Source organism: Lederbergia citrea, assembly GCF_018343525.1.
Taxonomy (GTDB): domain Bacteria; phylum Bacillota; class Bacilli; order Bacillales; family Bacillaceae_C; genus Lederbergia; species Lederbergia citrea.
The window spans coordinates 1,388,950-1,414,586 of the sequence record NZ_JAGYPH010000001.1 but is presented as its reverse complement, the minus strand read 5'-3'; the positions used below and the strand labels follow the sequence as shown (position 1 = coordinate 1,414,586).

General features: G+C 38.5%; 24 protein-coding genes. All 24 read left to right on the top strand.

The window, feature by feature from the left end:
- Positions 1-73 precede the first annotated feature (73 nt).
- Positions 74-1,702, top strand: coding sequence for a bacillithiol biosynthesis cysteine-adding enzyme BshC (bshC, locus tag KHA88_RS07300; protein WP_213096548.1), 1,629 nt, complete (start codon positions 74-76; stop codon positions 1,700-1,702).
- A gap of 587 nt (positions 1,703-2,289) precedes the next feature.
- On the top strand, positions 2,290-2,721 hold the full coding sequence (gene mraZ, locus KHA88_RS07295; RefSeq protein ID WP_213096549.1) for a division/cell wall cluster transcriptional repressor MraZ: 432 nt from the start codon (positions 2,290-2,292) through the stop codon (positions 2,719-2,721).
- Positions 2,722-2,775: 54 nt separating this feature from the next.
- Positions 2,776-3,708, top strand: a complete 933-nt coding sequence (gene rsmH, locus KHA88_RS07290; protein ID WP_213096550.1) for a 16S rRNA (cytosine(1402)-N(4))-methyltransferase RsmH — start codon at positions 2,776-2,778, stop codon at positions 3,706-3,708.
- A gap of 29 nt (positions 3,709-3,737) precedes the next feature.
- The gene (gene ftsL / locus KHA88_RS07285) at positions 3,738-4,100 is read left to right on the top strand and encodes a cell division protein FtsL (RefSeq protein ID WP_213096551.1); all 363 of its coding nucleotides are present in this window, start codon (positions 3,738-3,740) and stop codon (positions 4,098-4,100) included.
- Positions 4,097-6,304 (top strand): penicillin-binding protein, encoded by a 2,208-nt coding sequence (locus KHA88_RS07280; protein WP_213096552.1) that lies wholly within the window; start codon positions 4,097-4,099, stop codon positions 6,302-6,304. Before ftsL ends, KHA88_RS07280 begins: the two co-directional genes overlap by 4 nt.
- A gap of 114 nt (positions 6,305-6,418) precedes the next feature.
- Positions 6,419-8,332 carry a stage V sporulation protein D gene (locus tag KHA88_RS07275; RefSeq protein WP_213096553.1) on the top strand — a complete coding sequence of 638 codons (1,914 nt, stop codon included), beginning with the start codon at positions 6,419-6,421 and terminating at the stop codon, positions 8,330-8,332.
- A gap of 161 nt (positions 8,333-8,493) precedes the next feature.
- Positions 8,494-9,951, top strand: coding sequence for a UDP-N-acetylmuramoyl-L-alanyl-D-glutamate--2,6-diaminopimelate ligase (locus tag KHA88_RS07270; RefSeq protein ID WP_213096554.1), 1,458 nt, complete (start codon positions 8,494-8,496; stop codon positions 9,949-9,951).
- Between the two features lie 3 nt (positions 9,952-9,954).
- The gene (locus KHA88_RS07265) at positions 9,955-10,389 is read left to right on the top strand and encodes a hypothetical protein (protein WP_213096555.1); all 435 of its coding nucleotides are present in this window, start codon (positions 9,955-9,957) and stop codon (positions 10,387-10,389) included.
- Complete coding sequence (gene mraY, locus KHA88_RS07260) at positions 10,386-11,360, top strand: phospho-N-acetylmuramoyl-pentapeptide-transferase (protein ID WP_213096556.1); 975 nt, start codon at positions 10,386-10,388, stop codon at positions 11,358-11,360. Before KHA88_RS07265 ends, mraY begins: the two co-directional genes overlap by 4 nt.
- Position 11,361: 1 nt before the next feature.
- Complete coding sequence (murD, locus tag KHA88_RS07255; RefSeq protein WP_213096557.1) at positions 11,362-12,723, top strand: UDP-N-acetylmuramoyl-L-alanine--D-glutamate ligase; 1,362 nt, start codon at positions 11,362-11,364, stop codon at positions 12,721-12,723.
- Between the two features lie 85 nt (positions 12,724-12,808).
- Entirely contained in the window at positions 12,809-13,909 is a 1,101-nt protein-coding gene (gene spoVE / locus KHA88_RS07250; RefSeq protein WP_213096558.1) for a stage V sporulation protein E, read from the top strand.
- A gap of 294 nt (positions 13,910-14,203) precedes the next feature.
- On the top strand, positions 14,204-15,316 hold the full coding sequence (gene murG, locus KHA88_RS07245) for an undecaprenyldiphospho-muramoylpentapeptide beta-N-acetylglucosaminyltransferase (protein ID WP_213096559.1): 1,113 nt from the start codon (positions 14,204-14,206) through the stop codon (positions 15,314-15,316).
- 6 nt (positions 15,317-15,322) lie between these two features.
- Positions 15,323-16,219 carry a UDP-N-acetylmuramate dehydrogenase gene (gene murB / locus KHA88_RS07240; RefSeq protein WP_213096560.1) on the top strand — a complete coding sequence of 299 codons (897 nt, stop codon included), beginning with the start codon at positions 15,323-15,325 and terminating at the stop codon, positions 16,217-16,219.
- A gap of 41 nt (positions 16,220-16,260) precedes the next feature.
- Positions 16,261-17,040, top strand: a complete 780-nt coding sequence (locus tag KHA88_RS07235) for a cell division protein FtsQ/DivIB (protein ID WP_213096561.1) — start codon at positions 16,261-16,263, stop codon at positions 17,038-17,040.
- The gene (locus tag KHA88_RS07230; protein WP_213096562.1) at positions 17,018-17,725 is read left to right on the top strand and encodes a DUF881 domain-containing protein; all 708 of its coding nucleotides are present in this window, start codon (positions 17,018-17,020) and stop codon (positions 17,723-17,725) included. The genes KHA88_RS07235 and KHA88_RS07230 overlap by 23 nt, the downstream gene beginning before the upstream one ends.
- A complete protein-coding gene (locus KHA88_RS07225) occupies positions 17,725-18,450 on the top strand; it encodes a DUF881 domain-containing protein (RefSeq protein ID WP_213096563.1) in 726 nt (241 codons plus the stop codon). The genes KHA88_RS07230 and KHA88_RS07225 overlap by 1 nt, the downstream gene beginning before the upstream one ends.
- Position 18,451: 1 nt before the next feature.
- Positions 18,452-18,808, top strand: coding sequence for a small basic family protein (locus KHA88_RS07220; RefSeq protein ID WP_213096564.1), 357 nt, complete (start codon positions 18,452-18,454; stop codon positions 18,806-18,808).
- 130 nt (positions 18,809-18,938) lie between these two features.
- Positions 18,939-20,231: a cell division protein FtsA gene (gene ftsA, locus KHA88_RS07215; protein ID WP_213096565.1), complete on the top strand. Its 1,293-nt coding sequence runs from the start codon at positions 18,939-18,941 to the stop codon at positions 20,229-20,231.
- A 37-nt stretch (positions 20,232-20,268) separates the two neighbouring features.
- Positions 20,269-21,411 carry a cell division protein FtsZ gene (gene ftsZ, locus KHA88_RS07210; RefSeq protein ID WP_213096566.1) on the top strand — a complete coding sequence of 381 codons (1,143 nt, stop codon included), beginning with the start codon at positions 20,269-20,271 and terminating at the stop codon, positions 21,409-21,411.
- A gap of 418 nt (positions 21,412-21,829) precedes the next feature.
- Positions 21,830-22,756: a sigma-E processing peptidase SpoIIGA gene (gene spoIIGA, locus KHA88_RS07205; protein WP_213096567.1), complete on the top strand. Its 927-nt coding sequence runs from the start codon at positions 21,830-21,832 to the stop codon at positions 22,754-22,756.
- A 51-nt stretch (positions 22,757-22,807) separates the two neighbouring features.
- Positions 22,808-23,527 (top strand): RNA polymerase sporulation sigma factor SigE, encoded by a 720-nt coding sequence (sigE, locus tag KHA88_RS07200; RefSeq protein WP_213096568.1) that lies wholly within the window; start codon positions 22,808-22,810, stop codon positions 23,525-23,527.
- 112 nt (positions 23,528-23,639) lie between these two features.
- Positions 23,640-24,458, top strand: coding sequence for an RNA polymerase sporulation sigma factor SigG (gene sigG, locus KHA88_RS07195; RefSeq protein WP_346728954.1), 819 nt, complete (start codon positions 23,640-23,642; stop codon positions 24,456-24,458).
- A gap of 136 nt (positions 24,459-24,594) precedes the next feature.
- Complete coding sequence (locus KHA88_RS07190) at positions 24,595-24,870, top strand: YlmC/YmxH family sporulation protein (protein WP_213096570.1); 276 nt, start codon at positions 24,595-24,597, stop codon at positions 24,868-24,870.
- Positions 24,871-24,962: 92 nt separating this feature from the next.
- Complete coding sequence (locus KHA88_RS07185; protein ID WP_213096571.1) at positions 24,963-25,634, top strand: YggS family pyridoxal phosphate-dependent enzyme; 672 nt, start codon at positions 24,963-24,965, stop codon at positions 25,632-25,634.
- Positions 25,635-25,637 lie beyond the last annotated feature (3 nt).

Genomic DNA, 25,637 nt, shown 5'->3' with positions numbered 1-25,637 from the left:
TTGATGTCTTTTTATAAATGAGTTTGCTATACTCTACCTGAGAAAAAGCAGATACAGAAAGGAAGTACAGCTTATGAAAATTGAAAGCATTGTCATTCCAGCGACGAGCGACTTTGCTTCTCTTTATATAGAACAAAAAGAACCTGTAAAAGGATTTTTTCATTACGATATAACGGAGAACACAGTATTTGAACAAAGGTATCATGATGTAATGGGAAGGGATTTCGACCGAGCAGGGATTGCAAACTGTATTGAAGAATATATGGAGAAATTCCCGCAAACTGAACACACAAAGAAATCGATTGAAAAGCTCCGAAACGAAGGTTCCACCGTTGTGATAGGAGGACAGCAAGCGGGGTTATTGACTGGTCCACTATATACTATCCATAAGATTGTCTCAATCATTAAACTTGCTCAGCAGCAAGAAAAACTTTTAGAAAAGCCCGTCGTTCCTGTTTTTTGGATTGCTGGGGAAGATCATGATTTTCTTGAAATCAATCACATTTATGCTGAAGCTGGCCAAACAATGAAAAAAATAAGCTTTGCCGGCAATTTGGATGAAAAGCGCATGACTTCCGATATTTCTTATGACAAAGCGGAAATGCGTAAATGGGTTGAGCGTGTGTTTATGCATTTCGGAGAGCGGAAACATACGAAAGAGATACTTTCAACATTACATAAATCAATATTAAAATATGAGACGATCACCGATTTATTTTCCGATATCATTATGTCATTATTTAAAGAATATGGTTTACTTATTATCGATTCGGCACACCCATCATTACGACAATTGGAACAGCCTTACTTTGCCAAGTTAATTGATAATTGCTCAGAAATAACTGATGCTGTGTTAAACCAGCAAGAGTCAATAATGGGATACGGTTTTAATAAAGTAATTGAGATGGACAAAAATGCTGCTAATTTATTTTATTACTTAGATAATGAAAGAATTCTTTTAGATTATCATGCAGACGGCAATTACTTTGAGGCAAAAAAGGCGAATTTTCAAATTAAGAAAGAAGACATACATAACTTGCTTCGGGCTTACCCTGAGCGCTTTAGTAATAATGTAGTTACAAGACCGATTATGCAGGAGTGGCTATTTCCTTCCCTTGCATTTATCGCTGGGCCGGGAGAAATTGCTTATTGGGGCGAATTAAAATTAGCCTTTGATACGTTGAAATTCAAAATGCCACCGATTATTCCGAGAATGAATATGACATTTATAGATGCGGCAATCGAAAGAGATATAGTGGAATTGGAGTTGTCACTCCGAGACATTCTTACACAAGGGATTGATTCCAATAAAACCAATTTCCTAGAGACAGCTGCTGATAAAGATTTAGATAACATGCTTGATCAGACGAAGGATTTTTTAGAGGGACAATATGGATCAATCATCAATAGGCTTGAAGAAAATGATCGCGGGCTGGTGCCCCTTGCCAGAAAAAATCTCTCCTTTCATATGAATCAAATTGATTTTTTAATAAGAAAAGCAAATATGTCACTTGAAACTAAACATAAAACGATTTTGGATAAATATAACCGAATAGAACAGCATTTACGGCCCCTTTCTAGTCCTCAGGAAAGAATCTGGAATGTTTTTTACTACTTAAATGAAATGGGAGAAGAGTTTATTCATCAATTGATGATGGAAAACTATGAATTTGATGGTGCTCATAAAATAATTAAGCTATAAGTGAAAGGGGATGTCCAAAAAGTCTGAGTAAATGACTTTTTGGAGCCCCTCGGCGCTTTGAAGGGCACTAAAAAAGTCCTCGTAATGTAAGGGTCTTATGAAATACTGTTGATTTCCACTCCAGGCGGACGCTTTCCGCGGGCGGTCGGTGAGCTTCCTCGTCGCTTCGCTCCTGCGAGATCTAACCTGGACGCGCTTTTCCCGCATATGGCTTCTGAGGAAACCGAAACCTAAAAACCACGATAAGCCAATTTGGTTTCTGGTCATCATTTTCCATCACCTTAAGGTTAGTCTTACTTTCCAATATAAAAAGAATGAGTAGATAAAAACGTAAAATTTAGTACTTTATTGGTTTGGAGAAGCGTCCGCTCGCCTCGCGGAAAGCGAGCGGTAAGCTTCGGAAAACCTGATCTAATCCAATATAATAAGACTGTAGAAAACTCGTTATATTTAGCGTTTGTCTACAGTTTGAAGCCTTTCCTCTTGGGAAGGCTTTTTTATATTACATTTTTATAAAAAGACGGAAAAATAGTGGTGAAAGGTGGGGGGATGTGGTAAAGTAATCATAGAAAGTGGGGGCATAGCCTATGTTCATGGGAGAATACCAACATAACATTGATGCCAAGGGTCGTTTGATCGTACCGGCAAAATTTCGGGAACATCTCGGCGAGACGTTTGTAATAACCCGTGGTCTAGATCAATGCTTATTCGGTTATCCTCTTGATGAATGGCGCCAATTAGAAGAAAAATTAAAAGCTCTCCCAATGACTAAAAAGGATGCACGCGCCTTTACGAGATTTTTTTTCTCCGGAGCTGTAGAATGTGAACTTGATAAGCAAGGAAGAATCAATTTACCATCACCACTTCTCGGATATGCGAAACTCACGAAAGAATGTGTCATTTTAGGGGTATCGAGTCGAATTGAGATTTGGAGCAAGGATTTATGGGAAGACTATTTTGCAGAGTCAGAAGAGTCATTTGCTGAAATTGCAGAGAATATGATTGACTTTGATATTTAGGCAAATAAGGCGGTATTTCATCATGATTGTTGGGAAATGGAAAGGTGTTGGCCGATGTTTAAACATACAACCGTGTTATTAGAGGAAACTGTCGATGGGTTAAATATTCGCCCTGATGGAATCTATGTGGATTGTACTCTGGGGGGAGGAGGCCATTCTGAAAAAATCCTTTCACAGCTATCCGATGGCGGCAGATTAATTGCCTTTGACCAAGATGAGACGGCGATTGCACATGCGCGTGAAAAGCTTTCGCAATATGAAAACAAACTTACATTTATTAAAAGTAACTTCAAACATATACAAGAAAAAATAAACAGCCTTGATATACATAAGGTAGATGGAATTTTATACGATTTAGGGGTTTCATCGCCACAGCTGGATACACCAGAACGGGGTTTTAGCTATCACCACGATGCTCCACTTGATATGAGAATGGATCTGCAAGGAGAAATATCAGCCTATGATGTAGTGAACTTTTGGGCATATGAAGATCTTGTACGGATTTTTTTCAGATTCGGCGAAGAAAAGTTTTCAAAACAAATCGCCAGAAAAATTGAAGCTGCCCGGGAAAAAGCGCCAATACAAACGACAGGTGAACTTGTAGAACTAATTAAAGAGGGAATTCCTGCGCCTGCCAGAAGAAAAGGCGGCCATCCTGCAAAGCGAATATTTCAGGCGATCCGGATTGCAGTAAATGACGAGCTAGGTGCATTTGAAAACTCGTTAAATCAAGCGATTGACTTACTGAATGCCGGCGGTCGAATTAGTGTTATTACCTTTCATTCACTGGAAGATAGAATTTGCAAAAGTGTATTTAAAGAAGCGAGCGAAGGACCACCATTACCTCCGGGGATGCCGATTATTCCTGAGGGATATGAACCAATCATAAAACTAGTTAACAGAAAGCCGATTATACCTTCAGAAGAAGAGCTGGAATTCAATAATCGATCGAGATCTGCTAAATTAAGAATCGCTGAGAAAATATAAAAAAATAGCACGAACAGGGGGAGAAGTTTTTGAGTAATTTAGCTCGTAAACATCAGCAGCACTATAATGAACCAGTAAAACAAACAGAAGTACAAGTGAAAACAATCAGGCGCCATTCAAAAATCACTCCTGGTGAAAAGTTTATTGGCATGTTGCTTATTGCTTTTGTTGCTGTGATGGCCATTCAAATCATTTCGGCCCAGGCCGCTATATATGAAGTGAATAAAGATATTGAGGACGTGAAAACCGCCATACAAGAGCAACAAAAAGTGAATGGTGATTTAGAGATCCAAGTTAGTGATTTGAGCAGGTACGAACGCGTCTGGAATAAAGCCAAAGAACTTGGCCTGAATTTAGATGAAAATAATGTCAGGGTAGTTGAGAAAAAATGAGTGGAAATCAAACGAATAGAAACATAGGAGCGGCTGGTTTATTTATTATATTCAGCCTGCTCTTTTTTGTATTGGTCATAAGATTCATCACCATTCAGTATACGGGAGAAGCAGAAGGCAGAGTGCTGGCGGCTAAAGCTGCACAAATGTACTTACGTCAAGATGTCATCAAGGCAAAGCGGGGAACGATATATGATCAAAAAGGAGAAGTCATTGCAGAAGACTCTGCTTCTTATACATTAGTTGCTGTCCTTGATGAAAAGTTGACGATAGATGAGAGCCACCCGAATCATGTTGTTGATCCAGAAGAAACTGCCTCTCAGCTTGCGAAGCAAATTGATATGAGTGAACAAGACATCCTTTCACTGCTCACAAAAGAAGGTAGGAAACAGGTGGAATTTGGCCAAGCTGGGAGGGATTTGTCCCATAATGTAAAAAAGAAGATTGAACAATTGAAATTACCGGGCATAACCTTCATAAAAGACTCCAAACGATTCTATCCAAATGGTATTTTTGCTTCGCATCTAATTGGATATGCACAAAAAGAAGAAACAAAAGGGAATACATCGGAAATTATCGGTAAAACGGGATTAGAAAAAAGCTACAACAAGTTGTTAAAAGGGGCAGATGGGTCGATCAAATACGATGGCGATAAATGGAACTATATTTTACCAAATTCAGAAAAACAAATTAAAAAGCCCAAAAATGGCCATGACATTTATTTAACCATCGATAAAAAAATCCAAACGTTTCTAGAGGATGCGATGAATAAAGTAGATGAGGAATATAAACCAAAGAGAATCATGGCTGTCGTGGCAGATCCAAAGACAGGAAGAATCCTTGCAATGGGTCAGCGACCAACATATCATCCGACGACAAGAGTGGGTATTGATCAATCTTGGCATAATGAAATAATTGAAACGTCCTTTGAACCTGGTTCGACAATGAAAGTTTTTTCGTTGGCGGCAGCCATTGAAGAAAAAGTTTTTAATCCAAAGGAAAAATTTCCTTCGGGCACCTACGTTATTAACAATAAAAGTAAACCTATCAAGGATCATAACCAAGGAGTCGGCTGGGGCCCGATTACTTATCTTGAGGGAGTGCAACGTTCCTCGAATGTAGGCTTTGCCTATTTGCTGGAAAAAATGGGCACAGATACTTGGCGCAAATATATGGATGAATTTAAATTTGGCACAGAGACCGGTATTGCTCTTCCAAATGAAGTTCCTGGGAAAATCCTATACGATTGGCCAATTGAAAAAGTAACAAGTGTGTTTGGACAAGGGACTACAGTAACAGCCATGCAAATGGTTCAGGCAATGACTGCTATTGCAGGCGATGGACAAATGATGAAGCCATATGTTGTGGACAAAATTCTTAATTCTGATGAAGATACAGTCCTAGAAACGAAACCCGAAATAGCTGGTAGACCGATTAGTAAAGAAACAGCTAAGGAAGTAAGGGAAATATTAGAAACTGTACTTACTTCTGAACATGGGACGGGAGAAATTTATCAGCTTGATGGCTATAAATCTGCAGGTAAAACGGGGACAGCGCAAATCCCTAATCCATCGGGAGGTTATTTAGAAGGACGAAATAACTTCATCTTTTCCTTCCTTGGGTTAGCACCAGTTGAAAATACAAAACTGGTCATGTTTGTTTCGGTTGAACAGCCAAACCTCGCTGAGAATGAAAGCGGCAGTGTACCCGTTTCGAAGATTTATAACACAGTGATGAAAAACAGTCTCCAATACTTAAATATCGAACCTGAAGACATTCCGGAAGCAAAAATTACAACCCTTCCTGATTTTTCTAAACTGAAAATAAATGAGACGATGAAAATTTTAAAAAAGAGTGGTTTAAAACCAGTAATTATCGGTAAAGGAAATAAAATTACCGGCCAGTCACCGCTAGATGGTGTCACCATGATAGAAGGTGAAAAAATCATCATAAGGACTGATGGAGAGCTTACTATTCCTGATATGAGTGGGTGGTCCAAACGGGATGTTTTAAAGGCGGCACAATTGGCTGGACTTAAGGTAAATATAGTTGGAAATGGCTTCGCGTTTAAACAGAATTTAAAGCCTAACTCACCGATTGCAGAGGGTGATCACCTTGTGGTTAACTTTGAAACTCCTCAGCAAAAACTGGAAAGAGAAAAAATGAATAATACAGCGGAAAAGGAAGATAGTCCAAGAGATTAATATTAGTCAGTGGCTGGCACTAACAGTGTCAGCCGCTGTTTGTTTGTATGACGTTCTACTCTAGGGGGACAAGGCATATAGTTGAACGAGCCTGATAAAGAGGAGGTCCTTTTTTTGAAGCGAGTCTCAACTGTAACTGTTCGGAAAAGACTGTCATATATTTTAATAGGTGGATTGCTTGTTTTTTTAATTATCGACATTAGACTAGGTTACGTACAGTTCGCAATGAGCGATGTTTTGACTGAGCGAGCAAGGGATTCGTGGAGTCGAAATATTCCATTTGAGCCTGAACGCGGAAAAATTGTAGATAGGAATGATGTGCCGATTGCCACCAATCAAAGTGCGCCAACGGTTTACGTTGTTCCCCGCCAATTAGAGCAACCTGCTGAAGCAGCTGAAAAGCTTGCCGCTGTTCTGAATGCTTCTAAAGAAAAATTATATAAACAAATGATGAAAAACTCGTCGATCGAAAGAATCCCAGAAGGAAGGAAAATTTCATATGAAAAGGCGCGGGAAGTTCGTGCACTTAATTTAAAAGGTGTTTATATTGCAGAAGATTCAAAACGCTATTATCCATTTGGTCGTTATTTATCACATGTTCTTGGATTTACGGGTATAGACAATCAAGGACTAATGGGACTTGAGCTTTATTATGATAAAGAATTAAGCGGCAGCAAGGGATCTGTTCAATTTTTTTCAGACGCAAAAGGGAAAAGAATGCCTGATATGTCCGACGACTTTGAAGCACCTGTTGATGGATATAATTTAAAACTAACCACCGACACTAGAATTCAATCCATCGTTGAACGGGAATTGGATAATGCAGAAGCGTTATACAATCCGGATGGGATTATTTCTATTGCTATGAATCCAAACAATGGTGAAATCTTGGCGATGTCAAGTAGACCATCATTTGATCCAGCAGATTTTCGTGAAGTACCACAGGAGGTTTATAATAGAAATTTACCGATCTGGAGTACATATGAGCCTGGATCAACATTTAAAATTATTACATTGGCAGCAGCTCTTGAAGAAGGGAAAGTTGACCTAGAGCATGACCATTTTTTTGATCCCGGTTATTCAAGGGTTGGAGGAGCCACTTTAAAGTGCTGGAAGCGCGGCGGCCATGGAAGTCAATCATTTCTTGAAGTAGTTGAGAATTCTTGTAACCCTGGCTTCGTTGAGCTTGGAGACAGGTTAGGGAAGGAAAAGTTATTTCAATATATTAGAGATTTTGGTTTCGGACAAAAAACGGGGATTGATTTAGCTGGAGAAGGTACAGGTATTTTATTTAAATTAGACCGGGTAGGACCTGTGGAACAAGCGACAACCGCTTTTGGGCAAGGTGTATCTGTAACTCCTATTCAGCAAGTAGCGGCTGTTGCAGCGGCTGTAAATGGCGGTACATTGTATCAGCCTTATATTGCCAAGGAATTGATTGATCCGGTTACTGGAGAAGTAGCGATGAGGAAAACCCCCGTTGCAAAACGGCGGGTAATATCGGAAGCTACTTCAAAAGAAATCCGCCATGCACTTGAAAGTGTTGTTGCTCAAGGTACAGGTGGAAATGCATTTGTTGATTCTTATCGTGTTGGAGGGAAAACAGGTACAGCACAAAAAGCAAAGGATGGTCGATATTTAGAAAATAATCATATTGTTTCCTTTATCGGCTTTGCTCCTGCGGATGATCCTCAAATTGTCGTGTATACAGCTGTTGACAATCCGAAAGGAACGATTCAATTTGGAGGTACTGTTGCCGCTCCAATTGTTGGTAAAATTATGGAAGATTCATTGAGGGCTATGGGAATTAAACCGAGAAAAAAACAAATAGAAAAAGAAAAGAAATGGAACGATCCTGTTATGATAACAGTCCCTGATTTAAAAGGAATGACTAGAAAAGAAATTCAACAGCAATTATTTGATTTGCGGCTTGAAACAAGCGGTGATGGCTCAACGGTCGTCCAGCAAGTACCAAAACCAGGAGTGAAACTGGAGGCTGGCTCTGTTATTCGAATCTATATGAAATAATCCCGCGGGCGGCATGAAATTTCATGTCCGCTCCTTGTATGTTTAGAAGATGATGTAAAAGTAAAAAAAACTTTTATAGCTTCATCTTCAATAATTTTGTAGAATAGATTAGAATGCTTTTAAGATATGATAAAGTTTCACTGTTAGAAAGGACTGAAAAAATGAAATTACATACACTTCTACAAGCAATTCCCTTTATTCAAATACCTCCAGAAAACCCGGAAATTCAGAGCATCGTAAATGATCATAGGCAAGTGCTTCCAGGAAGCTTATTCATATGTATCAAAGGATATGTTTTCGATGGCCATACGGTTGCAAAAGATGCAGCCCGTAATGGTGCAACCGCAATCCTTTCTGAGAGGGAGCTTGATTTGGATGTTCCTGTTATTCTAGTAAAAGATACAAAACACGCAATGGCGATACTAGCTGACGCCTTTTATGGTCATCCGACTCAGAAATTACACTTGATTGGCATCACTGGAACAAACGGAAAAACAACGACAAGTCATTTAATTGAAAAGATATTCAGCGATCATAACCAAAGTACGGGACTGATCGGAACGATTCATATGAAAATAGGAAATCGTGAAATTGAAACGAAAAACACTACACCAGATAGTCTTGTACTTCAGTCGGTTTTTAATGATATGACAAATGAAAATATCGATACAGCCATTATGGAAGTTTCTTCCCACGCACTTGTTCAAGGAAGGGTGAATGGCTGTGATTATGATATTGCAGTATTTACTAATTTATCCCAAGATCACCTTGATTATCATCACACAATGGAGGAATACGCACAGGCAAAAAGCCTTCTATTTTCAAAGCTTGGCAACTCCTATATTGAGAATAAACCAAAATTTGCTGTATTGAATGCAGATGATATGGCTTCAAATCAAATGATGACCGTTACATCTGCGCATATCATCACATATGGTATCGAGCAACAAGCTGATTTTACTGCAAGCAATATTGTTCTTAAAAGTGGGGGCACTTCTTTTACTCTTCACTCTCCTGAAGGGAAAAGGGAAATCACGCTGAAATTAATGGGGAAATTCAATATTTATAATGCACTGGCTGCTATCGCATCGGCCTACGTTTCAAATATTCCGCTGCATTCAATTATCCGTTCACTTGAAAGTGCGGCAGGAGTAGACGGCCGTTTTGAACCAGTTATGGGTGGGCAGGATTTTCCTGTTATAGTTGATTACGCACATACACCGGACAGTCTGGAAAATGTATTAAAAACAATTGGTCAATTTGCAAAAAAACGTATTTTTGCTGTTGTAGGCTGTGGTGGGGATCGGGATCCATCGAAGCGTCCATTAATGGCTGCAATCGCCTGTAAATATGCTACAGATCCAATTTTCACAGCCGATAACCCGCGAAGTGAAGATCCTCTTGCTATCTTGGAGGACATGGAAAAAGGAGCGTTAGGAATGAATTATCAAATCGTTCCTGATCGAACGGAAGCCATCAAAAAGGCAGTTGGATCCGCCAAAAGTGGCGATGTTGTTTTAATTGCTGGAAAAGGACATGAAACATATCAAATCATCGGAGACAAGGTATTTGATTTTGATGATCGGCTTGTTGCATTAGAGGCCATAAAGGAGCGATAAAAAATGCTCACTTATCGAGATGTTTTAAAATTATATCCAGAGACAAGAGGAATAAAAGAGGAACATATAAGTTTTGGGTCAATCGCATTAAACAGCTCCTCAACTCAATTAAAAGGTTTGTATTTTGGTACAGCCGCAGATTTAGACCTTGGGGCTGCCATTGCCAATGGTGCGATTGCGGCCATCTGGCCAAAAGAAATCTCCTTGCCAGCATATACACCGAATCACTTCCCAGTATTTTTCGCTCATGATTCCATTGAAGCGATGGTGGTAGTGGTTCGTAAATATACGAATAAAATAACTTTGGAAAAACGTGAGGACTTAACAAACATGATACTTTCTAAGCAAGATTTACAAAATGAAAAAATTTATAATGAAATTCATATGCTGCTTGACGGGATGCAGCCTGAAACGAAGAAGGGGCGAAAACAGAAATGATGGAACGTGTAATCTTATTTGCAATTATTATGGCATTCTTAATAACAGTACTTTTTTCTCCTATCTTAATCCCGTTTTTAAGAAGGTTGAAATTTGGGCAAAGCATCCGTGAAGAAGGACCTAAATCACATCAAAAGAAAACCGGCACCCCTACGATGGGTGGCATATTAATTGTTCTATCGGTTATTATTACAACAATTGTTATGACTTGGAAATATTCGCAGCCGGGAGCAGAAACATATATGCTTTTGCTTGTGTTAATAGGCTATGGCCTGATTGGTTTCCTTGATGATTTTATTAAGATCGCTTTAAAGCGAAATCTCGGTTTGACTTCTAAGCAAAAATTAATAGGGCAAATTGCTGTAGCGATTCTTTTTTATTACGTTCTTAAACTGAACGGTTTTTCAACAGCAATTTCCATACCATTAACCGATTTTTCGTTAGACCTTGGATGGCTATATGCAATCTTTATTATTTTCTGGCTAGTTGGGTTTTCAAATGCTGCTAACTTAACAGATGGACTTGATGGATTGCTGTCAGGTACAGCAGCGATTGCATTTGGTGCATTTGCAATTTTGGCATGGAGCCAGGCACAATATGATGTCGCGGTTTTTGCTGTAGCAGTCGTTGGTGCTGTGCTCGGATTTCTTGTTTTTAACGCTTATCCTGCCAAAGTGTTTATGGGTGATACTGGATCGCTTGCACTGGGAGGAGCAATTGCTGCCATTGCCATTTTGACTAAGTTTGAAATTATTCTCCTTCTCATTGGGGGCGTTTTTGTTCTAGAAACATTATCGGTGATATTACAAGTAGCATCATTTAAAACTACAGGAAAACGAATCTTTAAAATGAGCCCAATTCATCACCATTATGAACTTTCTGGCTGGTCAGAATGGAGAGTTGTTGTTACATTTTGGACGGTGGGACTACTTTGTTCAATACTAGGAATCTATATTGAGGTGTGGTTATAAAGTGATAAATATCAACGATTATCAACATAAAAAAATTCTTGTTCTTGGTCTTGCGAAAAGCGGAGTAGTAGCTGCATCTCTTCTTCATCAATTAGGAGCTTTTGTTACAGTTAACGATTATAAGCCATTTGAGGAAAACCCAGAGGCTCAAGGGCTTTTAGAACAAGGAATAAAAGTGGTTTGTGGAAGTCATCCAGTTGAACTTCTTGACGAAGGCTTTGAACTTATCGTTAAAAATCCAGGAATTCCTTACTCCAATCCGCTTGTTAAAGGTGCTGTTCAACTAGGATTGCCAATTATTACTGAAATAGAGTTGGCATATCGAATTTCCGAGGCAGAAATGATTGGAATTACAGGTACGAACGGAAAAACAACAACGACAACTTTGATTTATGAAATGCTTGATAAAGCTTATCGAAAACCGCTTATTGCAGGCAATATCGGTACAGTTGCATCTGAAGTGGCCCAACAGGCAACATCTGAGAATACAATGGTCGTTGAGCTATCATCCTTTCAATTAATGGGTATACAAACATTCCGCCCTCGTATTGCCATAGTGACAAATCTATATGAAGCTCACTTGGATTATCATGGTAGCTGGAAAGAGTATACACAAGCGAAAGTAGATATAACAAAGAATCAAACAAAGTCCGATTTCCTTATTGTGAATGCTGACCAGCAAGAACTCCTTGATTTGGTAAGTTTTACAAAGGCGAATATCATTCCTTTTTCTACCAAGGAATATCTCGAAGAAGGTGCATCAGTTAAAGATGGAATGTTAACCTATTTCGGAGAGGAGATTTTGAGCCTGGAAGAAATCGTTTTGCCGGGGGCACATAATTTGGAAAATATTCTCGCGGCAGTAGCATCAGTAAAATTAATGGGAGTCGAAAATGAACCGATTCGGCAAGTTCTGTCTTCTTTTACCGGTGTAAAACACCGTACGCAATTTATATGCGAAAAAGACGGACGGAAATTTTATAATGATTCCAAGGCAACCAATATTCTTGCAGCTTCCAGCGCATTAAATGCATTCTCTCAGCCTGTCATTCTTTTGGCCGGAGGATTGGATCGTGGGAACGGATTTGAGGATTTTATTCCGGCCCTTAATGGTGTAAAGGCACTCGTCCTCTTTGGTGAGACAGCAGAAAAACTTGAAAAGGCGGGAAGGGCTGCTGGAATACAAATAATCCAACATGTACATAACGTTGAGGAAGCTGTCCCGGCAGCATATGAATTATCAGAAGCCGGCGATGTTATATTGCTCTCGCCTGCCTGTGCAAGCTGGGACCAATATAAAACATTTGAGGTTCGTGGTGATATATTCATCGATTCAGTGCATAAACTTGTAGAGAGCAAATAACTAATAAGAGCGCACAGATTTGATAAAACACCTATGACATGCTCTGGAAAAGGCTCTAATACTGAGTATGCAGAGGTGTTGCGAAGTGCCGTTTAAAAAAACAGCTCCTGATTTAATCTTGATTATTACAACCTTTGCTTTACTTGTAGTCGGATTAATAATGGTTTATAGTGCTAGTGCAGTATGGGCCGATTATAAATTTTCCGACACATTTTTCTTCGCAAAACGACAACTGCTTTTTGCTGGTCTGGGAATCATTTCAATGTTTGTGATAATGAATATTGATTATTGGATTTTTAAACGATGGTCCAAGCCGATGTTAATCGCTTGCTTTGTTTTGTTAGTTGCTGTTCTTATTCCCGGAATCGGAATGGAAAGAAACGGATCTAGAAGCTGGATTGGTGTGGGCGCTTTTTCTATCCAGCCTTCTGAATTTATGAAACTGGCGATGATTGCTTTTTTAGCAAAATTTCTTTCCGAACGGCAGCGATACATTACAACAATAAAAAAAGGGCTTTTACCATCATTATCACTCGTGTTCCTAGCTTTTGGGATGATCATGCTTCAGCCGGATTTAGGGACAGGGACAGTAATGGTCGGGACATGCATTGTAATGATATTTATTGCTGGTGCTAGAATTGCTCACTTTGCTGTCCTTGGATTGTTTGGCTTGGCTGGATTCGCAGCTCTTGTTATATCTGCACCGTATAGAATAAAGAGGATTACTTCTTTTCTCGATCCGTGGCAAGATCCATTAAATAGCGGATTTCAAATCATTCAATCATTATATGCCATTGGACCGGGCGGATTATTTGGTTTAGGACTAGGAGCAAGCAGACAGAAGTTTTTCTATTTACCAGAACCGCAAACTGATTTTATATTTGCCATACTTACAGAAGAACTTGGTTTTATCGGAGGAAGCTTCGTCCTGCTATTGTTCGCAATTCTTTTATGGAGAGGGATTCGGATTGCACTCGGAGCACCGGATCTTTTTGGAAGCTTTCTGGCAATCGGGATCATTTCAATGATTGCAATCCAAGTTATGATTAATATCGGAGTAGTCACTGGTTTAATGCCAGTAACAGGTATTACCCTTCCATTTCTTAGTTACGGTGGCTCATCATTGACCTTGATGTTAATGGCAGTAGGTATATTGCTAAATATAAGCAGATATTCCAAAATATAGTGTAAAAATAGGAACTCACATGGGTTCCTATTTTTTCTGTCCAGCTCTAGCGCCTAGCCCCTCGAGGTCAAATAACCTGATCCAATAAAAGTCAAGACCGGACTTTTTTTGGATCAGAACATTTGCTTGTCGGGGCTGACCAAGGCGCTTGCGCTTTTGTTCTTTCTTTACAATTCGACAACAATCCATTGAGAACACATTTTTCTTGTATAATATATAGTAAGATAAGATAATTAAAGAGTTCATCATGGAACATCTTTATACATAATGATTATATCGATCGAGGTGGCAATAATGAAAATCGTTGTTAGCGGCGGAGGGACAGGAGGCCATATTTATCCTGCACTCGCCTTAATCCGGACGATTAAAAAGCAGTATCCAAACACAGAATTTCTATATATAGGAACTGAAAAGGGATTAGAAGCCAATATTATTGGAAGAGAGAATATTCCGTTTGAAGCAATTAATATTACCGGATTTAAGAGATCACTTTCATTTGAAAACGTCAAAACAATTTTTCGCTTTCTAAAAGGGGTTAGAGATAGCAAAAAAATACTAAAAAAATTTAAGCCTGATGCAGTAATTGGTACTGGTGGGTATGTTTGTGGCCCGGTTGTTTATGCTGCTGCAAAAGCGAACATTCCAACTATTATTCATGAACAGAATAGCGTACCGGGATTAACCAACAAGTTTTTGAGTCGATACGTAGATAAAGTTGCGATCTGTTTTCAGCAAGTAGAAGAATTTTTCCCAAAGGAAAAGGTTGTCCTCACGGGTAATCCTCGAGCGTCTGAAGTAATTGGCTCCAAGTCTAAAGGCATTTTGGAATCGTTTGGCTTAAAAGAAAACGTTAGTACTGCACTTATTGTTGGTGGCAGCAGAGGAGCGAAACCAATAAATGAGGCGGTTATTAAATCATTATCTCAATTATCTAGTAAACCCTATCAAGTTATATATGTAACTGGCGAAGCTCATTTTAATGATGTTAAAAAAGAAGCAGAATTGTTAGGGGCTAATCATCAAGTAGCTATTTTGCCCTTTATTCATAATATGCAAGAGGTTATTACTTCCATTGATGTCGTAGTGGGAAGGGCAGGAGCGACGTCATTAGCCGAAATTACAGCACTTGGCTTGCCGTCAATATTAATTCCTAGTCCATATGTGACGAATAATCATCAAGTAAAAAATGCTGAAGCATTGGTGGAAAATGGCGCAGCTATGATGCTTGCCGAAAACGATTTAACTGGTCAACGACTCGTGGAATCCCTAGATTCCATTTTACTGGATGACGTTAAAAGAGAATTGATGGGAGAGGCTTCCAGAAAACTAGGAATGCCGGACGCTTCGGAAAAGTTATTTGCATTAATACTTAACTTGGTAAAAGGTAGACCAAAAAGAAAGGAGTAAGACGGCTTGGATAATTTATTGAATGAATTACACGGCAGCGATGTCGGAAAAGTAAAGGAAAAAGAGCCGCTGGCTACCCATACAACAATTAAAATTGGAGGCCCTGCAGATATTTTTGTAGAGCCTGCATCTGTAGATAATCTTGTCAAAACAATGAATATCATAAAAAATTATGACGTTCCTTGGAAGATCATCGGCCGAGGTTCAAACTTGCTTGTCGCCGATGAAGGAATTGAAGGAATTGTCATCAAAATTGGAAAAGGTATGGATCATCTAGAGATCAACGGGTCAGAAGTCAGGGTTGGCGGTGGTTACTCTTTTATTGTCCTGGCAAATGTCTTAAGCAGAAAAGGCTACAGCGGCTTAGAATTTGCGGGTGGAATTCCTGGTTCAGTTGGTGGAGCAGTTTATATGAATGCTGGTGCTCACGGATCGGATATTTCAAAAATTTTAAAGAAAGCGCGCGTTCTTTTTCCTGATGGCAAAGTGGAGTGGTTGTCAAAGGAAGAGATGAAGTATTCATATCGCACCTCTGTTTTGCAGAAGGAACGTCCAGGAATTGTTATTGAAGCAGTTTTTGAGTTAACTCCTGGTAACTTAGAAGTTATTTCAACTGAAATGAAGAAGCATAAAAGTTATCGGCGTGAAACTCAGCCAGTGAAGCCTTGTTGTGGAAGTGTCTTTAGAAATCCTCTTCCGGACCATGCAGGGAAATTAATCCAAGATGCAGATTTAAAAGGTTTTTCTATTGGTGGAGCCCAAATATCAGAGCTCCACGGTAATTTTATCGTTAATAACGGCAATGCTACAGCAAATGATGTTTTATCTTTAATTGAGCATATAAAAACTACAATTCTTGAAAGAAACGGTATTCAGCTTCATACTGAAGTAGAATTCCTTTAAAAAATACTTATAAAAGAAATGTCTTTAAAGGGGAAGTGGTTATGCAAAAAGGGAAAGTATTGTCCCTAGAAGACAGGATTCCAAAAATAAAAGAGCATCGAAAGCGAAAGGCAAACAGGCGCCTTATTATTCTACTTTCTTTATTCTTCTTGCTCATTGCTTGTGTCGTTTATTTTCAATCCCCTCTAAGCCAAATTAAAAAAATTGATGTCCTCGGCAATGCTACAGTCACAATTGATGAAGTGTTATCAGCATCTGGATTGAAAGCAGGCAATAATATTTGGAAAATAGATAAAGCCAAGGCTGAAGAAAATTTATTAGCCCTCCCCGAGATTAAAAGCGCCAAGATTAAGATCGGATTTCCGAATAAGGTAGTTATAAAACTAAAGGAATATCCCGCCATCGCCTTTATGAATTCTGAGAATCATTTTTATCCAATCTTGGAAAATGGCGTCATTCTGAAAAAAAACAAGGGAGCATATGTTAATGCACCTATCTTAACTAATTTCAAAAAGGGCGTTATATTAGAAGAATTGGCGGGGCAACTAAAACAATTTTCTCCTGAGATATTGAATGCCATTTCCGAGATCCACTATGATCCGAAAAAAACAGACAAGTATCATATATATTTATTTATGAATGATGGTTTTGAAGTGAATGCAACGATTCCGACTTTAGCATCTAAAATGGTCCATTATCCTTCTATAATTAGCCAACTAGATCCTAATGTGAAGGGAGTTATTGATTTAGAGGTAGGTTCATTTTTTAGGGCTTATAAAAACGAAGGAGAGAAAAAGGATGAAGAAGAGGATGAAAGGTAAATACGTTATTTTTTCTTTTGTCTTCTTAGTGTTTGGCTTTATTCTTGCCTTTTCCTATAGTCAATCCGGCAAGGAGGCTAGGATGGCTACTAATATTACCGATAAGCAATATTTAATGGAAAATAATTTAAGAAAAGAATTGATTTTAACACAAGATAGAAATCGAGATTTACAAAGAGAATTGTATGACAAGCAAGAGAAGGTACGCCAATTTGAAAAAGAATTATCTCAAGAAGAAAAGATTTATTTCAACTTAGCCGAAGATGCGGAAAGATATCGGATGTTTCTAGGTAAAGTTAAAGTTCAAGGAAGTGGCATTGAAGTAAGTCTGGAAGATGGGGAGTATAAACAAAGTGAGGATGCTAATAATTACCTCGTTCATGAACATCATGTATTTAAGGTAGTGAATGAACTATTTATTGCGGGAGCATCCGCTGTCGCCATTAATGGGCAAAGACTTAATCATGATTCTTATATTATTTGTAATGGACCCGTTATTACTGTTGACGGAAATCCCTTCCCTGCTCCTTTTAAAATAACAGCCATTGGCGATACAGATATACTCTTATCCGCACTTACATTAACTGGTGGCGTCCGGGATCAACTAGTTAACGATAATATTATATTTACAGTTGTGAAGAAAAAACAAATTATTTTAGATCCGGTACTGGGAGAGTCATCATAATGGTAAAACGGGCAAAAATATATTTTACATTAATTGCTTTCATCATCGGATTTATGATTGCTGTTCAATTCCAAACTGTTCAAGAGCCTGTTATTAGAGATACTAGGGATATATGGGAGCTTCGCGACTCATTATCCAAGGAAATGGATCTCCAATCAAAGCTGTTGGAGGAAATTCGTTTGAACGATAAAAGAATGAATGATTATGCTTCGGAGATAAAGGGAAGCCAAGAAGAGGCGCTTAAACAGACATTATCAGAACTGAAAAAGGAAGCCGGACTTACTGAGGTAAAGGGCCCTGGACTCACTTTAACAATTGCCCCGATTGACAAAGCGCTCTTAATTGGGAAAACCATTCACTCAGTATCACCAATTACTTTAAAACGACTTATTAACGAATTAAATATGTATGGTGCAAAATACATATCGATTGATGGGGAGAGAATTATCAATACCACAGTCATCAGGGATATAAATGGGGAAACTAAGGTTGGGACCCATTCTCTTAACTTGTTTCCATTTAATATTCATATCATTACAGAAAATATGGAAGTAGCTAATAAAATGTATAATAGAATGCAAATTTCCCCATCGATTGATGACTTTTTCATTGATAATTTGGTAGTCGAAATATCCAAGCCAAATGAGTCAATTTTGGTTCCAGCACATGTTGAATCCATCCGCGTTCAAAATATGGAGCCTGTAGAAGATAAAGGAGAGAGCTGATATGTGGCTTCCGATACTCGGTCTCCTAATTGGGCTGTTTTTAGGGTTATTAACAGATATAAAAGTGCCTGAGGAATACGCTAATTATTTGTCTATTGCTGTTTTAGCAGCTTTAGATACTTTCTTTGGCGGTATAAGAGCATATTTACAAAATCTTTATGATAATCGTGTATTTGTTTCCGGTTTTTTCTTTAATATATTGCTTGCAGCAAGTTTAGCTTTTCTAGGTGTCCATCTTGGTGTAGACTTGTATTTAGCCGCAGTTTTTGCTTTTGGAGTTAGGTTATTTCAAAATATAGCCGTTATTCGAAGAATATTGTTGAATAAATGGGGAACTGCTAGAGAAAATTCTAAATAAATAGTATTATTAAACAGGAAAATATGAATAGATGACGAATAAATCTAATTAAGTATACTCTAGGATGATTACGAATGATATTGATAAAAAAATGTGAGAGAAAGCTTAGTGTAAAAGGAGGTGCCAGTGAATGAACAACAGTGAGGTATTTGTAAGCTTAGACATCGGTACGTCCTCAGTCAAAGTGATCATTGGGGAAATGTCCAATAATTCACTGAATATCATTGGAGTTGGAACGGCAAAAGCTGAAGGTATCAGAAAAGGTTCAATTGTTGATATTGACGAAACAGTTCATTCGATTAAACAGGCAGTTGAGCAAGCAGAAAGAATGATCGGAATGAAGATTAATCGCGTCATCGTTGGAATTGCTGGCAGTAACCACGTTGGATTGCAGCCATGCCATGGGGTTGTGGCAGTATCAGGTGAGAATAGGGAAATTAGTGATGACGATGTAGCGAGAGTAATTGATGCTGCTGAGGTTATATCCATCCCCCCAGAAAGAGAAATCATCAATATCATCCGGCACCAATTTGTAGTAGATGGACAGGATGAAATTAATGATCCTCGCAGAATGATTGGAGTTCGCCTCGAAATGGAAGGTACGATTGTCACAGGATCTAAAACCCTTTTACATAATACACTTCGCTGTGTTGAACGGGCCGGACTGGAAATTGTGTATATCGTTTTACAGCCGCTGGCAGCCGCTTCAGCAGCATTATCAAAAGACGAACAAAACCTAGGTACTGCCTTGATTGATATAGGAGGCGGCTCTACTACTCTAGCAGTTTTTAAGCAGGGACAACTAAAAGGAACGGCTGTTATTCCTATCGGCGGCGAGCATATTACTAAAGACTTATCGATCGGACTACGAACTGCTACAGAGGATGCGGAGAAAATTAAAATTAAACATGGCCATGCATATTATGACCATGCCTCTGAGGATGAGGTGTTCAGTGTTCCGATTATAGGAAGCGACCAACACCAGCAATTTAATCAGCTTGAATTGGCTGATATCATTGAAGCAAGAATGGAAGAGGTTTTTGAGCTAGTCCAACAAGAAATGAATACGATGGGCGTATCCGATTTACCAGGCGGATTTGTATTGACTGGTGGAGTTGCGAATATGCCTGGAGTAATGGAGTTAGCCCAGGTCATTTTACAAAATAGGGTCCGAGTTGCAATACCAGATTATATTGGAGTAAGAGAACCTCAATATACAAATGCTGTTGGTCTAATTAGGTATGCAAACAAGGATGCGAGATTACTAGGAATAAATGTAAGTGCTGCTCCAATTCAAATAACTGATGAGTTGACAGAAAAACGGCCTGCTAGGCCTTCTACGCAAAAACAAAATAATGAAAAACATCCGGATGAGAAAATCTCCTCAAAAGTAAAAAAGTTTTTTGGATACTTTTTCGAGTAGGGCATCCCAGTTAGTAAACAAATTAGGAGGACTTGCCATGTTGGATTTCGATACAAATTTGGATTCATTAGCAACGATTAAGGTAATAGGTGTCGGTGGAGGCGGTAATAACGCTGTAAACCGGATGATTGAGCACGATGTACAAGGAGTAGAATTTATTGCTGTAAATACAGATGCACAAGCACTGAATCTATCAAAAGCAGAAATCAAAATGCAAATTGGTGCAAAACTGACAAGAGGACTAGGAGCGGGAGCAAATCCTGAAGTCGGGAAAAAGGCAGCTGAGGAAAGTAAAGAACAGATTGAAGAAGCACTAAGAGGCGCTGATATGGTGTTCGTTACTGCTGGAATGGGTGGAGGAACAGGAACAGGTGCTGCTCCTGTTATCGCTCAAATTGCAAAAGATTTGGGAGCATTGACAGTTGGTATTGTGACAAGGCCGTTTACATTCGAAGGCCGTAAGCGTGCTAATCAAGCAGGTGTCGGCATCGATGCAATGAAGGAAGCGGTCGATACATTGATCGTAATTCCTAATGACCGTCTACTTGAAATTGTAGACAAGAGCACACCGATGCTGGAAGCTTTCCGTGAAGCGGATAATGTACTACGCCAAGGTGTTCAAGGGATATCTGAGTTGATCGCTGTTCCAGGACTCATTAACCTTGATTTTGCAGACGTGAAAACAATCATGACGAACAAAGGGTCCGCTTTAATGGGTATTGGTGTTGCTACTGGCGAAAACCGCGCAGCTGAAGCAGCTAAAAAAGCTATTTCTTCCCCATTGCTTGAAACTTCCATCGATGGAGCCCAAGGGGTATTGATGAATATATCAGGCGGAACAAACTTGAGTTTATATGAAGTTCAAGAGGCGGCAGATATTGTTGCATCCGCTTCTGATCAAGAAGTAAATATGATTTTCGGATCTGTCATTAACGAAAATCTAAAAGACGAAATTATTGTAACGGTTATTGCAACTGGCTTTAACGAATTAGCATCGGTGCAGCCTAAACAGCCACAACAACAAAGACCGAATTTTGGCCAAGCTAAGCCAAATAGTCAACCGGTTCATCATGTTCAGCGGGAGCAAAAAAGAGAAGAGGAACATACACGCAGTAATCAATCTGTTGATGACACACTGGATATTCCTACATTCCTTAGAAATAGGAATAGAAGAAGATAATCATTTATTTAGAAGCTGTCCCAACGCATCATCTGGGACAGCTTCTTTTTGTTGTCTAGCTTGCGCTTTTTTTTATATCGCTTAGATTAGACAAACTTCGAATTAAATGGTGAAAACTTCTATATTTTCCATTACAGAAACTGACACAATCTAAAGAGCTTGTGGACTATACTTCTAAATAATAAGGAATTGGCATAGGCTGCGTAATTTTAACTTTATTCAGCAAAAGCTTCCTATTTCGATAAGTGGTCAGATGACGAAACAGATATCCAATTCAATGGGGGTTCAACCCCAGGCTGAATAAAGTTAGAGCCTCCGGCGAGCCTTTAGATTTTTTAGAGGAATTTATCGAGCAAGCTAAGGTAAAAATCTGGGCGCAAATACGCCAAGGCGAATTTGATAATAGGGGGAGGTTTGCTTGGTTGTATACTTGGATATTATCTGGCTCTTGAACCTACTTGTGGACAGCCTCTTATTATGGACGACGTCTATCTATTTGAAAAGATCCACCCATCCTATCAGATTGTTTCTTGGAGGTTTTTTAGGTTCACTTCTTATCATACTTGCAGTCACTCCTTACTCTACAATTGCATCACAACCTCTGGCCAAAGCAATAATTTCAATTGGCATGGTTTTAACAGCCTTTGGATTTAAGAAGCTCTCATACTTTTTTTCAGGTTTATTTACTTTTTATTTTGCGACATTTCTAATGGGCGGGATATTACTTGGCACGCATTATTTTCTCACCTTTGATTTGGAACTAAGATCTACAGTATTACTGGAAAGTGTCCGTGGATATGGAGATCCTATCAGTTGGCTTTTTTTAATAGGTGCATTCCCCGTTGCCTGGCATTTTTCTAAACGAAGAATCGATGGCATTACAATCTCTAATATCCAATATGAAGTACTTACTGATGTTACCATTAAAATAAACGGATCCGTTTTCCAGTTAAAAGGACTCATTGATAGTGGTAATCAATTATATGATCCCATTTCCAAAACACCTGTCATGATTGTTTCTGTACACACGATAAAAGACTTGCTCCCAAAAGAAGTTTTATTATTGACAGAGGATAAAAATGATACTTACGAAGTAGTTGCAGCGCTCCCGTCAAAGTGGAGCAGTGCTTTGCGGCTCATACCAGCTAAAACTCTAGGGCGTAATAATCAACTTCTCTGTGCTTTTAAACCAGATTTTATCGCTTTACGAGACGGGAATGGGAAGGAAAATGAAAAAAAAGCTTTTGTTGTATTTACAGATCAAATCTTATCAAGTGATGGGAGCTTTCATTGTATTATCCACCCTCATATGGCATCCGGAAGCATTACTCAATCGGCATCTTAAAAATGAAACTTTCGTGGAAAGGGATAACTATTTTGGAGGGAGGAAATTGTTATGAAGAAAATATGGCTGCAAATACGTTATTATTGGTATCGGTTCCTAATGAAAATTGGTTTAAAATCGGATGAAATTTTTTATATTGGTGGCAGCGAAGCTTTACCTCCACCCCTTTCTAAAGATGAAGAAGAAATTCTCTTAAATAAACTGCCTAATGGTGATAAAACGGCCAGGTCGATTTTAATCGAAAGAAACTTACGACTTGTTGTATACATTGCTAGAAAATTTGAAAATACTGGCATCAATATTGAAGATTTAATTAGCATCGGAACAATTGGATTAATAAAAGCAGTGAATACGTTTAATCCGGAGAAAAAAATTAAGCTTGCTACATATGCGTCGCGATGTATTGAAAATGAAATTCTTATGTATTTACGAAGGAATAATAAAACAAGATCTGAAGTCTCCTTTGATGAACCATTAAACATCGATTGGGATGGAAATGAGTTATTGCTTTCTGATGTCCTTGGAACAGATGATGATATTATTACAAAAAATCTTGAAGCAAACGTCGACAAGAAACTATTGTCTACTGCACTGCGAAAATTATCCGATCGCGAGAAGCAGATAATGGAGCTTAGATTTGGCCTTACTGGCGGTGAAGAAAAAACCCAAAAGGATGTAGCTGATATGCTTGGAATTTCCCAATCTTATATTTCTCGACTGGAAAAACGCATTATCAAAAGATTGAGAAAAGAATTTAATAAAATGGTTTGAAAAAATATTTAATAAACAAAAATAGTGCTAAAAGCCTGATGTTCCATATAATATCTCATAATTGAAAGCCATATAAAGAAAAACGAAATGCATAGATTTTCCCTCTGCGGAGATACTTAATTTTGTACAGCAGCTCCTGCAAGGAGGGAAAAACTTGAAGCGAAATAAAGTGGAAATATGCGGTGTCGATACTTCTAAGCTCCCTGTCCTAAAAAATGAAGAAATGCGGGAACTTTTAAGGCAAATGCATCAAGGGGATCTAATGGCAAGAGAAAAATTAGTAAATGGAAATTTAAGACTTGTTTTGAGTGTTATACAGCGTTTTAACAATAGGGGAGAATATGTCGATGACTTATTCCAGGTAGGATGTATTGGATTAATGAAATCCATCGATAATTTTGACTTAAGCCAAAATGTTCGTTTTTCAACATATGCGGTACCTATGATCATTGGCGAAATTAGACGCTACTTAAGAGATAATAACCCAATCCGTGTTTCAAGATCACTGCGGGATATAGCTTATAAAGCATTGCATGTCCGTGAACGTTTGATGGCGAAAACTTCACGTGAACCTACTGCAGAGGAAATCGCAAAGGAACTAGACATTCCCCATGAAGAAGTAGTATTTGCTCTTGATGCAATTCAAGATCCTGTATCTTTGTTTGAACCTATATATAATGATGGTGGAGACCCAATCTTTGTTATGGATCAATTGAGTGATGAGAAAACCCGTGACACGCAATGGATCGAAGAAATCGCACTGCAAGATGGATTGCAGAGATTAAATGACAGAGAAAAAATGATTATTCGCAAACGATTCTTTCAAGGAAAAACACAAATGGAAGTTGCTGAAGAAATCGGAATTTCTCAAGCTCAAGTTTCAAGACTTGAAAAAGCTGCTATTAAACAAATGAATAAAAATATTCAATAAGAGCTTGATTCCTTGCAATAGTTACTTGCAAGGAATCGAGCTCTTAAATTTTAAACTTCTTATCATTGTAAAAGAGGCCTACCTTGCATACATATAGTTAGTAAGAATAGTATGCAAAGAAGGTGAGGAATAAACAATGGTTAGAATTTCGGAATTTCAAATTAAAGATGTAGTTAATATTTCTGATGGTAAAAAGTTAGGAAACATTGGAGATATTGAAATCAATCTTGAAACAGGCAAAATTGAGACAATTATTATTGGATATTCAGGAAAGCTACTTGGCTTTTTTGGCAAAGAAGAAGAAATCATTATTCCTTGGAATCAAATTGTGAAAATAGGCACGGACGTTATTCTTGTCAGGCATAATGCGCACCAATATGTCCAACAGCAGCTCGGCGTTCCGAAAGAATGATATTTCATTATCCGACAACAGTCTTTTATGGTACACTAGAGAAAATATCTTTTCCCGTAAATTTGACAAACTTATAATAGGAGTTTTGATTCATGAAGGTGGAGCAAAAATTTTCTCTAGTTAAAAGTAATATTGTCTCAGCATGCAACAGGTCAGCTAGAAGTCCTGAAGAAGTGACCGTAATTGCTGTGACAAAATATGTTTCCGAAGAACGAGCATTAGAAGCACTAGATGCTGGTATCATACATTTTGGCGAGAATAGGGATGAGGGCCTGGCTGCCAAATGGGATAGATTGGGAGACAGGCCAGTATGGCATTTTATTGGCAATCTTCAAACACGTAAAGTGAAAAATATCATTGATAAGGTTACATATATCCACTCGTTGGACAGGCATTCTTTAGCAAAAGAGATTAATAAGCGAGCAAATAGGCAAATAAAATGTTTTGTTCAAATAAATACTTCTGGTGAGGAATCTAAGCAGGGTCTTAAACCAGATGAAGCGATAAAATTTATCAATGAGCTTAAGGAATATCCGCACATTCTCGTAGTGGGCTTAATGACAATGGCTCCGAATACAAATGAAGAAAATATACTGCGTAACTGTTTTAGACGTTTAAAAGACCTACAAACAGAAGTCGAAAACTTAAGCTTGCACCATGCTCCATGTAAAGAATTATCAATGGGCATGTCAAATGATTATATGATTGCCATAGAGGAAGGGGCTACATTCGTTCGTATTGGAACTGCCCTTGTTGGAGAATAATTA

Excerpts from the sequence above, each read along its gene's own strand:
- ftsA (WP_213096565.1), top strand. The coding sequence starts at position 18,939 with ATGAACAACAGTGAGGTATTTGTAAGCTTAGACATCGGTACGTCCTCA.
- KHA88_RS07185 (WP_213096571.1), top strand. The coding sequence starts at position 24,963 with ATGAAGGTGGAGCAAAAATTTTCTCTAGTTAAAAGTAATATTGTCTCA.
- KHA88_RS07270 (WP_213096554.1), top strand. The coding sequence starts at position 8,494 with ATGAAATTACATACACTTCTACAAGCAATTCCCTTTATTCAAATACCT.
- KHA88_RS07225 (WP_213096563.1), top strand. The coding sequence starts at position 17,725 with ATGGTAAAACGGGCAAAAATATATTTTACATTAATTGCTTTCATCATC.
- murG (WP_213096559.1), top strand. The coding sequence starts at position 14,204 with ATGAAAATCGTTGTTAGCGGCGGAGGGACAGGAGGCCATATTTATCCT.
- ftsZ (WP_213096566.1), top strand. The coding sequence starts at position 20,269 with ATGTTGGATTTCGATACAAATTTGGATTCATTAGCAACGATTAAGGTA.
- KHA88_RS07230 (WP_213096562.1), top strand. The coding sequence starts at position 17,018 with ATGAAGAAGAGGATGAAAGGTAAATACGTTATTTTTTCTTTTGTCTTC.
- sigE (WP_213096568.1), top strand. The coding sequence starts at position 22,808 with ATGAAGAAAATATGGCTGCAAATACGTTATTATTGGTATCGGTTCCTA.
- KHA88_RS07280 (WP_213096552.1), top strand. The coding sequence starts at position 4,097 with ATGAGTGGAAATCAAACGAATAGAAACATAGGAGCGGCTGGTTTATTT.
- bshC (WP_213096548.1), top strand. The coding sequence starts at position 74 with ATGAAAATTGAAAGCATTGTCATTCCAGCGACGAGCGACTTTGCTTCT.
- mraZ (WP_213096549.1), top strand. The coding sequence starts at position 2,290 with ATGTTCATGGGAGAATACCAACATAACATTGATGCCAAGGGTCGTTTG.
- KHA88_RS07235 (WP_213096561.1), top strand. The coding sequence starts at position 16,261 with ATGCAAAAAGGGAAAGTATTGTCCCTAGAAGACAGGATTCCAAAAATA.
- KHA88_RS07265 (WP_213096555.1), top strand. The coding sequence starts at position 9,955 with ATGCTCACTTATCGAGATGTTTTAAAATTATATCCAGAGACAAGAGGA.
- mraY (WP_213096556.1), top strand. The coding sequence starts at position 10,386 with ATGATGGAACGTGTAATCTTATTTGCAATTATTATGGCATTCTTAATA.
- KHA88_RS07220 (WP_213096564.1), top strand. The coding sequence starts at position 18,452 with ATGTGGCTTCCGATACTCGGTCTCCTAATTGGGCTGTTTTTAGGGTTA.
- rsmH (WP_213096550.1), top strand. The coding sequence starts at position 2,776 with ATGTTTAAACATACAACCGTGTTATTAGAGGAAACTGTCGATGGGTTA.
- KHA88_RS07190 (WP_213096570.1), top strand. The coding sequence starts at position 24,595 with ATGGTTAGAATTTCGGAATTTCAAATTAAAGATGTAGTTAATATTTCT.